Below are 12,793 nucleotides of genomic sequence, written 5' to 3' on the forward strand. Positions count from 1 at the left end.
TCCTCTGTGAAGTTGTCAGTGATGTCCGGGCGGATTCGCGCGGTTGCCGTCGCGGCCCTCGTCGTCCTTGTCGCGTGCCGGGCCGCCCTGATGCGGCGGCTGCCCCGGCGGCGGATAACCCTGGTACGGCGGGTAGGGCTGCTGCCGGTGCGGATCGTGGCCCCAGCCCTGGTTGGGCGGCGGGGGCGGCGGATACCAGTACCCGCCCTGCTGACCACCCGCCTGGTGCTGCGGCGGCCACCCGGGGGCATGCCAGCCGGCCGGGGCGCCGTAGTCGGGCTGCGTCGCCCCGTTGGACCCGTTGGGCCCGCCGGATCCGTTCTTGCCGTTCTTACCGTTCTGCCGGGCGGCCGCCTCCTCGGCGGCGCGGCTGGCCGCGGCGATCGCGGCTTTGAACGCCGGTTCGGGCATCGGCCGCGGCCACTCCTCGCCGCGTTCGATGGCCAGCTCGCCGGGCGTCTTGATCGGCGGCTTGTCCGACGGCACCCGGCCGCCGAAGTCGTCGAACATGGTCAGGCGCGGCCGCTTCTTCACGTCACCGAAGATGGCCTCGAGTTCGACGCGGTGCAGCGTCTCCTTCTCGAGCAGTTCGCCGGCGAGCGTGTCGAGGACGTCGCGGTACTCGGTGAGGATCTCCCACGCCTCGGTGTGCGCGGCCTCGATGAGCTTGCGGACCTCGTCGTCGATGATCTGGGCGACCTCGTGGCTGTAGTCCGACGACGTGCCCATCGACCGGCCGAGGAACGGGTCACCGTGCTGGGTGCCGTAGCGCACGGCACCGAGCTTGCTGCTCATGCCGTACTCGGTGACCATCGCGCGGGCGATCTTGGTGGCCTGCTGGATGTCGGACACCGCACCGGTGGTGGGCTCGCGGAACACCAGTTCCTCGGCGGCGCGGCCGCCCATCGCGAACACCAGCCGGGCGATCATCTCCGAGCGGGTCATCAGGCCCTTGTCGTCCTCGGGCACGGCCACCGCGTGACCGCCGGTGCGGCCGCGGGCCAGGATCGTCACCTTGTAGATCGGCTCGATGTCGGGCATCGCCCAGGCGGCCAGCGTGTGGCCGCCCTCGTGGTAGGCGGTGATCTTCTTCTCGTGCTCGCTGATGATGCGGCTCTTGCGACGCGGCCCGCCGACCACCCGGTCGACGGCCTCTTCGAGTGCCGGGCCGGTGATGACGGTGCCGTTCTCGCGGGCGGTGAGCAGCGCCGCCTCGTTGATGACGTTGGCCAGGTCGGCGCCGGACATGCCGACCGTGCGCTTGGCCAGGCCTTCGAGGTCGGCATCGGGGGCCATCGGCTTGCCCTGCGAGTGCACCTTGAGCACGGCGCGGCGGCCGGCCAGATCGGGGCTGGTGACCGGGATCTGGCGGTCGAAGCGGCCGGGCCGCAGCAGCGCCGGGTCGAGGATGTCGGGCCGGTTGGTGGCGGCGATCAGGATGACGCCCTGGCGGTCGCCGAAGCCGTCCATCTCGACGAGCAGCTGGTTGAGCGTCTGTTCGCGTTCGTCGTGCCCGCCGCCGAGGCCGGCGCCGCGCTGACGACCGACCGCGTCGATCTCGTCGACGAAGATGATGCACGGGCTGTTCTGCTTGGCCTGTTCGAACAGATCGCGCACCCGGGAAGCGCCGACGCCGACGAACATCTCGACGAAGTCCGACCCGGAGATCGTGAAGAACGGCACGCCCGCCTCGCCGGCCACCGCTCGGGCCAGCAGTGTCTTACCGGTACCGGGCGGACCGTAGAGCAGCACGCCCTTGGGGATCTTCGCGCCGAGGGCCTGGTAGCGCGAGGGGTTCTGCAGGAAGTCCTTGATCTCGTAGAGCTCCTCGACCGCCTCGTCGACACCCGCGACGTCGGCGAAGGTGGTCTTGGGCATGTCCTTGGTGAGCTGCTTGGCGCGGGACTTGCCGAAGCCGAAGCCCATCCGGCCGCCGGTCTGCATCCGGGAGAAGAAGATGAACAGCGCGACCAGCAGCAACAGCGGAAGCATGTAGACCAGCAGCGACCCCAGCACGCTGCCCTGGTTGACGACCGTGTTGATCTTGACGTTCTTGTCCTGCAGCGATTCGAACAGCGTGACGCCGTACCCGGTCGGGTACTTGGTCAGGACCTTGTCGCTGTTCTCGGTCTCGCCGTTGCCGCTCTTGAGCTCGAGCCGCAGCTGCTGCTCACGGTCGTCGATCTGCGCGCTGTTGACGTTGTCGGCGTTGATCTGCGCGATGGCCACCGAGGTGTCGACGGGTTTGTATCCGCGGGTGTCGTCGCTGAAATAGAAGAACGACCAACCCAGCAACAACACGACCGCGATGACGATCAGCGTGCGGATCAAAGTTTTCCGGTTCATCTTCTCCTAGGCCCGCAGGCATGCTGCCGGCCGCGTCCTTCCGATACGTGCAGCTGGGATAGTTCAGGCTACCGCTAGACCAACGTCCGGTTGTTCCCGACGGCTCGCCGGGTCTGGCTACAGGCGTGTCCAGACCTCTTCCGCCGGGGGCGGCGCTGTGCTTGGCTGGACCCATGATCACTTCGACCGAACGGTTAGTTGACACCAACGGCGTGCGGTTGCGGATCCTCGAGGCGGGCGAGCGCGGGGCGCCGGTCGTCCTTCTGGCCCACGGGTTCCCCGAACTCGGCTACTCGTGGCGCCACCAGATCCCGGCGCTGGCCGCCGCCGGGTACCACGTCATCGCACCCGACCAGCGCGGTTACGGCGGCTCGTCGCGGCCCGAGACGATCGCCGACTACGACATCGTCGCGCTCACCGGCGATCTGGCCGGCCTGCTCGACGACGTCGGCGCCGAGCGGGCCGTGCTCGTCGGGCACGACTGGGGTGCGGTGGTGGCGTCGCAGTTCCCGCTGTGGCACCCCGACCGGGTGCGCGCGCTGGCCACGCTCAGCGTGCCGGCCGTGCCCCGCCCGCCGGCCCGGCCCACCGACATCTGGCGCAAGACCTTCGGCGACAGCTTCATGTACATCCTGTACTTCCAGGAACCCGGCCGCGCCGACGCCGAACTCGACGCCGACCCGGCCCGCACGATGCGCAGCATGCTGGCCGGGCTGCGGTCCGGCGACGAAGCCGCACTGGTCGACATGGCCGCCGCCGACGCGCGCGGATTCCTCGACCGACTGCCGGATCCCGACGGCCTGCCCGACTGGATCAGCCGCGAGGAGTTCGACCATTACGTCGGCGAGTTCACCCGGACCGGCTTCACCGGCGGCCTGAACTGGTACCGCAACTTCGACCGCAACTGGGAGCTGGCCGAGGCGACCCCGGCGTCGACGATCACCGTGCCCACGCTGTTCCTCGCGGGCACCGCCGACCCGGTGCTCACCTTCACCCCGCGCGACCGCGTCGGTGACGTGGTCACCGGCCCGTACCGAGAGATCCTCATCGACGGCGCCGGCCACTGGCTGCAGCAGGAACGCCCCGGAGACGTCAACGCCGCCCTACTCGAATTCCTCGGAGGTCTGTCATGAGCCGCACGCCCCTCAACTTCGGTGTCTTCATCACCCCGTTCCACCCGGTGGGCCAATCCCCCACCGTCGCACTCGAATACGACCTCGAGCGGGTGGTCCGGCTGGATCGGTTGGGTTTCGACGAGGCGTGGTTCGGCGAGCACCACTCGGGCGGCTACGAGCTGATCGCCTGCCCCGAGGTGTTCATCGCGACCGCGGCCGAACGCACCAGGCACATCCGGCTGGGCACCGGTGTGGTGTCGCTGCCCTACCACCACCCGCTGATGGTCGCCGACCGGTGGGTGCTGCTCGACCACCTGACCCGCGGGCGCGTCATGTTCGGCACCGGGCCCGGTGCGCTGCCGTCGGACGCCTACATGATGGGCATCGACCCGGTTGAGCAGCGCCGGATGATGCAGGAGTCGCTCGAGGCGATCCTGGCACTCTTCCGCGCCGATCCCGAGGACCGCATCACCCGCGAGACCGACTGGTTCACGCTGCGCGACGCTCAACTCCACGTCCGGCCCTACACCTGGCCGTATCCGGAGATCTCCACCGCGGCGATGATCTCCCCGTCGGGTCCCCGGCTCGCCGGCTCACTGGGCACCTCGCTGCTGTCGCTGTCGATGTCGGTGCCGGGCGGCTACGCCGCCCTGGAGACGACGTGGCAGGTGGTCACCGATCAGGCGGCCAAGGCCGGGCGCCCGGAGCCGGACCGGCGCGACTGGCGGGTCCTGTCGATCATGCATCTGGCCGACACCCGCGAGCAGGCGATCGACGACTGCACCTACGGCTTGGCCGATTTCGCCGCGTACTTCGGCGCCGCCGGATTCGTCCCGCTGTCCAATTCGGTGGAGGGCGAGCAGTCCCCGCGCGACTTCGTCACCGAGTACGCCGCGCAGGGCAACTGCTGCATCGGCACCCCCGACGACGCGATCGCCTACATCGAGGACCTGCTGGAGAAGTCGGGCGGCTTCGGCACCCTGCTGATCCTCGGACACGACTGGGCGTCGCCGGAGGCCACCTACCACTCCTACGACCTGTTCGCACGAAAGGTCATCCCGCACTTCAAGAATCAGCTGTCGGCGCCGCGGTCCTCACACGACTGGGCCAAGGGCATGCGCGATCAACTGCTGGGCCGCGCGGGCGACGCCATCGTCAAGGCGATCACCGAGCACACCGACGATCTGCAGAAGGACGCCCGGTAGTGCGGGCCGCGGTGCTGCGCGACGGCGCCATGGTGCTGCGCGACGATGTCGCCGAACCCGTTCCCGGACCGGGTCAGGTGCTGGTCGGGGTGCGCGCGTGCGGGATCTGCGGTTCGGATCTGCACTTCGCGCGGCACGGTGCACGTGTGCTCGACGCCGGCGCCGCCATGGAGGGGGTGCCGGCGATGGCCGAACCGGTCGACCTGTCCGGTGACGTGTTCATGGGCCACGAGATCGCCGCCGAAGTGCTCGAGGCGGGGCCGGGCACCGACGCCCCCGCACCCGGGACGGTGGTGACGTCCATCCCGGTGCTGCTGTCGTCGACCGGGGTGGTGCCGATCGTCTACTCCAACAGCACGATCGGCGGCTACGCCGAGCGGATGCTGCTGTCGGCGCCGCTGCTCCTGCCGGTCCCCAACGGCCTCGATCCGCGCCACGCCGCGCTCACCGAACCGATGGCGGTGGGCCTGCACGCGGTGAACCGGTCGTCGATCACTGCGGGCGAGAAGGCGCTGGTGGTGGGGTGCGGGCCGATCGGCATCGCGATCATCGCCGCGCTCCGGCTCCGCGGTGTCGAACACGTTGTCGGCGCCGACTTCTCGGCCGCCCGGCGGCAGCTCGCCGAGACCATGGGCGCGCACGAGACCGTGGACCCCGCGCAGCACTCACCGTTCGACACGGTCGCACCCGAGGTGGTCTTCGAAGCGGTCGGCGCCCCGGGCATCCTCGACGACGTGCTGCGCCGCGCACCGGCACGCACCCGGGTGGTGGTAGCCGGGGTGTGCATGGAACCCGATACGGTGACGCCGTTCTACGGCACCGCCAAGGAGATCACCGTGCAGTTCGTATTCGCCTACGACGCAGGCGAATTCGCCGACACCCTGCGGGCGATCGCGGATGGCGGTATCGACGTCGCCCCGCTCATCACCGGAGAGGTGGGCCTGGACGGTGTCGGCGGTGCCTTCGACGCGCTCTCGCGGCCCGACGAGCACTGCAAGATCCTGGTCACCCCCTGACGTAGGGTGCCAGGCATGCCGATCGCACTGCGCGCGAAGTCCCGGTTGTTCACCCTCCTCGCGGCCGCACTCGCGGTGGCCGGGCTGTCGGCCTGCGACGCCTCCTCGGGTCCCGGCCCCGCCACCGACGGCGGGGAGGCCCGGCAGGTCACCGTCGTCGGTGCCGGCGAGGTGCAGGGCGTCCCGGACACGCTGACGGCGAGCGTGGCCATGGAGGCGATCGCCCCCGACGTGACCGGCGCGATGACGCAGTCCGGCGAGCGTCAGGACGCGGTGATCAACGCACTGATCGGTGCGGGCATCGCCCGAGAGGACATCAGCACCACCCAGGTGAGCCTGCAGCCGCAGTTCGGCGCCGACGGCACCGCGATCATCGGCTACCGGGCGAGTAACGCGATCGACGTCAAGATCCGCGACCTCGACGCGGCGTCGCAGACGCTGTCGTTGATCGTGGTGACCGGTGGTGACGCGGCGCGGATCAATTCGGTGAACTATTCGATCGAGGACGACTCGCAGCTCGTCCGCGACGCCAGGGCGCGCGCCTTCGAGGACGCCAAGGCGCGCGCCCAGCAGTACGCGCAACTGTCGGAGCTCGAACTGGGCAAGGTCGTCTCGATCTCGGAGGCCGCCGGGTCCGGACCACCGCCGCCGCCGATGCCGATGCGCGGTGAGGCCGCGATGGCGGTGCCGCTGGAACCCGGTCAGCAGACCGTCGGCTTCAACGTGACCGTGATCTGGGAGCTGACCTAACCGACCGGCGCGATCTCGACCGGGATGCCGTTGAGGACCGCGGTGCCCGACAGCGCGTCGAGCACCGCGCCGTCGTTGAGCTGGTTGACGTTCACCCCGGGATGGCCTGCCGCCACCGACAACCGCACCCCGTCGAGGGCGTGCCCCCAGCCGTGCGGCAGCGACACGACGCCGCGGCGCATCCGGTCGGTCAGCTCCACCGGCGCCTCGAGCGCGCCGCCGGGACCCTTGACCACCGCGGTGCCGGTGAGGCCGAGCTCTGCGGCGTCATCGGGGTGGATCTGCAGCGTGCACCGGTTGGAGCCGCCCGACAACGCGGGCAGGTTGTGCATCCAGCTGTTGTTCGACCGCAGATGCCTGCGCCCGATCAGCACGAATCCCTCCGTCCGGTGGAGCAGTGAATCCCGCAGCCGCACAACATCTTTTAGGAACGGCTCGGGTGCCAGCTCCACCCGGCCCGAGGGGGTACGCAGCACCTCGGTGAGCCGCGGCTGCAGCGCGCCGTAGTCGATGCCGTGCGGTGCGTCCTTGAGGCGGCGCAGCGTCAGTCCATCGGGACGGGCGCCGAACGCGTCGCCGTAGCGGCCGAGGCGCAGCATCATGTCCAGCCGCCGTTCGTATCCGGGGCCAGGCTCGAGCATTGCGGTCAGCTCGTCGACGCTGCGGCCGGCGACCGGGGAGTCCGGGTCGGCGGTCTCCTTGGCCAGCGTGGTGGCGATGACCTGATCGTCGACCAGCGCGACGTCGCCGTCGGGTCCGGCGCCGTAGAGGATCAGCGCCAGCCGGGCCAGGATCTCCGGCTCGCCCGGCCGGCCGTCGGTCGGCAGCGGCGGCGGTGAGTAGCGGACGTTGTTGCGCACCGCGAGGTTGTTCAACGCGACGTCGAAATGCGGTGTGCGCGAAGGCGGGGGTGGCGGCAGAATGACGTCGGCGTGGCGCGTCGTCTCGTTGAGGTACGGGTCGACCGAGAGCATGAATTCCACGCCCCGCAGCGCGCGGCTCAACCGGTCCCCGTCCGGCGTCGACAGCACCGGGTTCCCCGCGATGGTGATGACCGCCTTGACCTGACCGTCGCCGGGCGTGTCGATCTCCTCGGCCAGCGCCGCGGCGGGCAACTCGCCGAGCGCCTCGGGATGCCCCGACACCCGGCTGCGCCAGCGTCCGGTGCGGAACCCGCGACCGGGCCGGTGCGGCCGTGGCGACGCGGCCACCGCCGAGGCCGGGAACATCACCCCGCCGGGCCGGTCGAGGTTGCCCGTGAGGATGTTGACGACGTCGACCAGCCAGCTGGCCAGGGTGCCGAATTCGACGGTCGAGGTGCCGATACGTCCGTAGACGGCCGCCGACGGTGCGGTGGCGATCTCGCGCGCCAGGGTGCGGATCTCGGCGGCCGGCACCCCGCAGTGTTCGGCCACCGCCTCGGGGGTGAAGTCGGCCGCCAGCGCCCGCACCGCCTCGACGCCCGCGACGTGCTCGGCCACCGCGCCGAGGTCCACCAGATCCTCGTCGAACAACACGTGCACGAGCGCGAACAGCAGCGCGGCATCCGTGCCGGGGCGTGGGGCGACGTGGCGGTCGGCGATCTCGGCGGTGCGGGTGCGGGCCGGGTCGATCACGGTCAGCCGCCCGCCGCGGCGCCGCAGCGCACGCAGTTTCCCGCCGACATCGGCTGCGGTGAGCACACTTCCGTTCGACACCAGCGGGTTGGCGCCGATGACGACGAGGTGGTCGGTGCGGTCGAGGTCGGGCACCGGGAACGCGATCGGGTTGCCGAACAGGTGGCCGACGGCGACGTGCTTGGGCATCTGGTCGAGCGTGCTGGCCGAGTACACCTGCCGGGTGCCCAGCGCCCGCACGATCAACGGCACGTACAGGCCACCGGCGATGGTGTGGGCGTTGGGGTTACCGAAGTACACCGCGACAGCCGCACCGCCGTGGCTGCCGAGCACGGCGCCCAGCCGATCGGCCACGATCGCGAACGCTTCGTCCCAGCCGACCTCGACGAGCACACCGTCGCGACGCACCAGCGGTGCGGTCAGCCGGTCGGGGTCGTTGTCCAGTTCGGGGAAGCTCGCGCCCTTGGGGCACAGGTAGCCGGCGCTGAACACGTCCTCCCGGTCACCGCGGGCGTGGGTCACGGTGCCCGAGCCGATGGCCGGGTCGATGGTCAGAGTCAGCCCGCAGGTCGCCTCGCAGAACGGGCAGATGCGCAGCGCGGTCTCGGTCATGATCACATCCTGCGCCCGGCCGGCCGCCCGCGGTAGCGGAATCAGCTGTCGGTGTAGACCTTCGGTTCCAGCGTGCCGATGTAGGGCAGGTCGCGGTAGCGCTCCGCGTAGTCGAGCCCGTAGCCGACGACGAATTCGTTGGGGATGTCGAAGCCGACCCAGGCGATGTCGACGTCCGCGCGCACGGCGTCGGGTTTGCGCAGCAGCGTGCACACCCGCAGCGAGCGGGGCTGGCGGGTGGCCAGGTTGCGCAGCAGCCACGACAGCGTCAACCCCGAGTCCACGATGTCCTCGACGATCAGCACGTGCCGGTCGTTGATGTCGCGGTCGAGGTCCTTGAGGATGCGCACCACACCCGACGACGACGTCGACGAGCCGTAGGAGCTGACCGCCATGAACTCGAGCTGGGTGGGCAGCGGGATGGTGCGGGCCAGATCGGTGACGAACATGACCGCACCCTTGAGCACCGTCACCAGCAGCAAGTCCTGCCCGCCGGGTTCGAGGACTTCGCGGTACGTCTCACTGATCTGGGCGGCGAGTTCGGCGGTGCGGGTCCGGATCTGCTCCTCGGAGAGCAGCACCGACTTGATATCGCCCTCGTACGGGTGAGCTGGTTCCGCAGGCACGCCCACAGCGTGCCATGTTCGGTCTGCGGCGACCACGCCGGGCTGGATCCACGCGGGTGTTCTCACACCGGCTCCTGCGTGAGGCCGAGCACCCCGTTGCGGCGGACCGCGAACAGGCGTCGCCGCGTCAGCGGGGACGGGACCGCCACGCCGCCCTGGCCGCGCCAGTCGATGACCAGCGTGTCGACCGCCCGGATCTGCAGATCGGTCAGTCCGCGCGCGCCGCCGGCCAGCAACCAGGCCCGGATCACCCGCCTGCGCACCGCGGTGGGCAGGCGCGCCAGCCCCGCGGTGTCGAGGCCGTCGCCGACCGCCACGTCGCGGCCCGCGCGGGCGGCGAGGTCGTCGAGCGCGTCGTTGTCCTCCCGCAGGGCGGCGGCGGTGGTTGCCAGCGCCTCGGCGACGCCGCCGGCGAGGACGTCCTCGAGCAGCGGCAACACCTCGTGGCGCAGCCGGCTGCGGGTGTAGCGGGGATCGCTGTTGTGCGGATCGGTCCACGGCCTCAGCCCGAGTTCGGCGCAGGCGGCGGCGGTCTGGCTGCGGGGCACCTCCAGCAGCGGGCGGTACCACGGCGGGTCACAGGCCCGCATGCCCGCGACCGACCTCGGCCCCGACCCGCGGCCCAGCCCGAGCAGGACGGTCTCGGCCTGATCGTCGAGGGTGTGGGCGATCAGCACCGGGGCGCCGCGGTGCGCGTCGCGCAGCGCGGTGTAGCGGGCGGTGCGGGCCGCGGCCTCGGGGCCACCGGCGGTGCCGACCACGGCGGACAGCACCAGGGCGTCGATGCAGCCGAGCCGTAGCGCCTGGTCTCGGGCCGCGGCGGCGACGTCGGCCGAGCCGGGCTGCAGGCCGTGGTCGACGATCAGCGCGGTGGTCGGCCGCAGGCCGGCGGCCACCGCGGTCAGGGCCAGCGAGTCGGCGCCGCCGGACAGCGCCACACACCAGCGGTCCCGGCCGGGCAGGTGCCGGTCGGCGAACCGCGACACCACCCGGTGCAGCTGGGCTACAGCACCCGGTCGATCCATCGCTGCGGCTCGTCGATCTCGGAGGGCAGCGGCAGCGTCTCGGGTCCGGACCAGATCGTATTGAAACGCGTCATGCCGACCGTCGACACGACGTGGTCGACGAACGCCTTGCCGCGGGTGTACTGGTCCATCTTCGCGTCCACCCCGATCAGCGCCCGCAGCACCCGCTGCAGCGGCGGCTGACTGCGGCGGCGCCGTTCGTCGAAGCGGCGCCGGATCGTGGCGACCGATGGGACCACCGTGGGGCCGACGGCGTCCATCACGTGGTCGGCGTGCCCCTCGAGCAGGGTGCCGAGCACCAGCAGCTGGTCCAGCGCGGTGCGCTGCTCGTCGCCCTGCATGGCCCGCATGAACCCGATGACACCGCTCGAGCCGGGAGCGGCCTGGTGGTTGCGCCGGTTGCGGACGAATTCGGCCAGCCGCGCGGCCACCTCGGTGACGTCGTCACCGGCGTCGCGGGTGAGCACGCCCAGCGCCGAGGACATGTGGTCGGCCAGCCACGGATTGGCGCGGAACTGCACGCGGTGGGTCACCTCGTGCAGGCACACCCACAGCCGGAAGTCGGCAGGCGACACCCGCAACTGTCGCTCGACCGCAATCACGTTGGGCCACACCAGGAGAAGTTCACCGCCTGGCGCCTTTGCCGAGTCACTTCGTTCCTGCCCGCCGCCGGCCGCGAACGGGTCGTACTGCCCGAGGATCCCCGCCGACACGAAGGCGAGCACCGCCCCGGTCTGCGCGCCCGTGACGCGGCCGGTGACGAACCCGCGCGGTTCGTCGGTGCCGCCGGTCATCACCCGCATCGACTGCGTCGCAGCCGTGATCCACTGCGGCCGGTCGACGATGCGGGCCTCGGTGACGGCCTGTCCCTCGTTGAGGCCGGTCACCTCGCGCACCGGCAGCTCGGCCTCCCGCGACGCGGACGCCAGCTGGTCGATGACCTGGCGGCGGGTGTAGTCGCTGGCCGCAGGCCCCGGCCGGGCGAGTTTCGTGCCGACGGTCGCGGCGAATCGCCAGTCGACGGTGCGGCCGACGGTGACGGTCTCGGCGTTCATGACCCGCACCCACAGGCCCGCAGCGTGGCGGCCAGCGCGTCGAGCGCGGTGCGTCCGGACAGCCCGGCGTTGTTGGACATCAGCGCGAACGCCAGCACGCGGCCGCGGTCGTCGGTGACGATGCCGGCCAGCGAGTTGGTGCCGGTCAGCGAGCCGGTCTTGGCGCGCAGCCAACCCGCGGCGGCCTTGCCCGCCTCGGTGTCGACGTACCGGTTGGACAGCGTGCCGCTGCCCCCGGCGATCGGCAGCAGGTCGACCAGCGGCCGCAGTTCGGGCCGGTCGTCCCCGGCCGCTGCGGTCACGACCTCGTCGAGGGTGCGCGCGGTGAGCCGGTCGTCGACGGACAGCCCACTGGAGTCGACCAGGACTGCGCCGGTGGTGTCGATCCCGGCGCCGGCCAATTGCGCGAGCACGGCCTGTGCGGCGCCCGCGAAGCTCTGCGGACGGCCCAGCTGGGCGGCCACCTCACGACCGATCGACTCGGCCATCACGTTGTCCGAGGCGTTCATCATCACGCGCAGCCGCTCCATCAGCGGCGGCGACTGCGCCGCGGCGATCTGCCTGCCCCCGGTGTAGGGCCCCGGCAGCAGCGTCACCGCCGCCGGGTCGATGCCGAGCGCGACGGCCAGCGCGCGGCCGGCGTCGGTGGCCGGGGTGGGTGAGCGCCGTGACTCCACGCTGACGGGCTGGGTGCGGCCCGCGTCGAGCATCACCGGCACGATCGGGGCGATGTCGCCGCCGGGAATGTCCAGCGGGTCCCAGCCCGGCGCCATCAGCGGTCCGGTGTAGGCGCTGACGTCGACGGCCACCGCGGTGACCTCGATCCCGCTGCGCCGGACCTGATCGGCGAGGTCGGTGATCCGGGCGGCGTCCTTGTACCAGGTGTCGGTGCCCGGCGGCGCCGCCGACAGCGTGGGGTCGCCGCCGCCCTTGAGCACCACCAGACCGGGATCGGTGGTCTGGTCGCCGGCGACCACGGTGGTGGTCAGCCGCGCCTCCCGGTCCAGCGTGAGCAGCGCCGCGGCGGCGGTGAGCACCTTGTTGGTCGACGCCGGCTGCATCGGCACGTCGGCGCGCTGTTCCCACAGCACGTCGCCGGTGAGCGCGTCGGTGATCCGGCCGCCCAGCTCGCCGAGGTTGGGGTCGGCCAGCGCCGGGGCCAGCGCGGCGGCCAGGCCGGCGCCGGTGGGCGGGGGCGCGCTGTCGGCGACGGGCACGATGCCGGGATTCGCGGTGGCCGGGGCGGGAAGGGGTTTGGCGGCCTGCGCCTCGCCGCCGCGGCCGGTGGTGACCACTGCGGCCACCGCGACGATCACGGCGGCCAGCAACAGCACCACTACGCCGATCACCACATGGGTGGACCGCCGCCACCTGGTGGGCCGCATAACACTCCTGCTGTTCCGATGGGGTGACCGAGCCACCTGTGC

10 protein-coding genes are annotated in these 12,793 nt (G+C 71.4%); 4 read left to right on the forward strand and 6 right to left on the reverse strand.

Going from position 1 to position 12,793, the window contains the following annotated elements:
- Positions 1-15 precede the first annotated feature (15 nt).
- The gene (gene ftsH, locus E4P42_RS06630) at positions 16-2,346 is read right to left on the reverse strand and encodes an ATP-dependent zinc metalloprotease FtsH (RefSeq protein WP_135124282.1); all 2,331 of its coding nucleotides are present in this window, start codon (positions 2,344-2,346) and stop codon (positions 16-18) included.
- A 173-nt stretch (positions 2,347-2,519) separates the two neighbouring features.
- Here ftsH and E4P42_RS06635 point away from each other — a divergent pair, with 173 nt between their 5' ends.
- Genes E4P42_RS06635 through E4P42_RS06650 form a run of 4 tightly spaced genes read left to right on the forward strand, consistent with a single transcriptional unit; the run spans position 2,520 to position 6,432 of the window.
- Positions 2,520-3,479: an alpha/beta fold hydrolase gene (locus tag E4P42_RS06635; RefSeq protein WP_135124284.1), complete on the forward strand. Its 960-nt coding sequence runs from the start codon at positions 2,520-2,522 to the stop codon at positions 3,477-3,479.
- Positions 3,476-4,666 (forward strand): LLM class flavin-dependent oxidoreductase, encoded by a 1,191-nt coding sequence (locus tag E4P42_RS06640; protein WP_135124286.1) that lies wholly within the window; start codon positions 3,476-3,478, stop codon positions 4,664-4,666. Before E4P42_RS06635 ends, E4P42_RS06640 begins: the two co-directional genes overlap by 4 nt.
- On the forward strand, positions 4,666-5,682 hold the full coding sequence (locus tag E4P42_RS06645; protein WP_135124288.1) for a zinc-binding dehydrogenase: 1,017 nt from the start codon (positions 4,666-4,668) through the stop codon (positions 5,680-5,682). The genes E4P42_RS06640 and E4P42_RS06645 overlap by 1 nt, the downstream gene beginning before the upstream one ends.
- 15 nt (positions 5,683-5,697) lie before the next feature.
- The gene (locus E4P42_RS06650) at positions 5,698-6,432 is read left to right on the forward strand and encodes an SIMPL domain-containing protein (protein ID WP_135124290.1); all 735 of its coding nucleotides are present in this window, start codon (positions 5,698-5,700) and stop codon (positions 6,430-6,432) included.
- Here E4P42_RS06650 and E4P42_RS06655 read toward each other — a convergent pair.
- The 5 genes from E4P42_RS06655 to dacB are packed head-to-tail and all read right to left on the reverse strand — an operon-like array spanning position 6,429 to position 12,751.
- On the reverse strand, positions 6,429-8,660 hold the full coding sequence (locus E4P42_RS06655) for a molybdopterin-dependent oxidoreductase (protein ID WP_135124292.1): 2,232 nt from the start codon (positions 8,658-8,660) through the stop codon (positions 6,429-6,431). The two genes, E4P42_RS06650 and E4P42_RS06655, sit on opposite strands and share 4 nt — an antisense overlap.
- Positions 8,661-8,701: 41 nt before the next feature.
- Entirely contained in the window at positions 8,702-9,334 is a 633-nt protein-coding gene (hpt, locus tag E4P42_RS06660) for a hypoxanthine phosphoribosyltransferase (RefSeq protein WP_371286993.1), read from the reverse strand.
- A 14-nt stretch (positions 9,335-9,348) separates the two neighbouring features.
- A complete protein-coding gene (gene tilS / locus E4P42_RS06665; protein ID WP_135124294.1) occupies positions 9,349-10,311 on the reverse strand; it encodes a tRNA lysidine(34) synthetase TilS in 963 nt (320 codons plus the stop codon).
- Positions 10,290-11,366: a zinc-dependent metalloprotease gene (locus E4P42_RS06670; protein ID WP_135124296.1), complete on the reverse strand. Its 1,077-nt coding sequence runs from the start codon at positions 11,364-11,366 to the stop codon at positions 10,290-10,292. The genes tilS and E4P42_RS06670 overlap by 22 nt, the downstream gene beginning before the upstream one ends.
- Positions 11,363-12,751: a D-alanyl-D-alanine carboxypeptidase/D-alanyl-D-alanine-endopeptidase gene (dacB, locus tag E4P42_RS06675; RefSeq protein ID WP_135124298.1), complete on the reverse strand. Its 1,389-nt coding sequence runs from the start codon at positions 12,749-12,751 to the stop codon at positions 11,363-11,365. Before dacB ends, E4P42_RS06670 begins: the two co-directional genes overlap by 4 nt.
- Between the last annotated feature and the right edge of the window lie 42 nt (positions 12,752-12,793).

Origin of the sequence: Mycobacterium sp. PS03-16 (assembly GCF_004570325.1) — a bacterium.
Lineage (GTDB): Bacteria > Actinomycetota > Actinomycetes > Mycobacteriales > Mycobacteriaceae > Mycobacterium.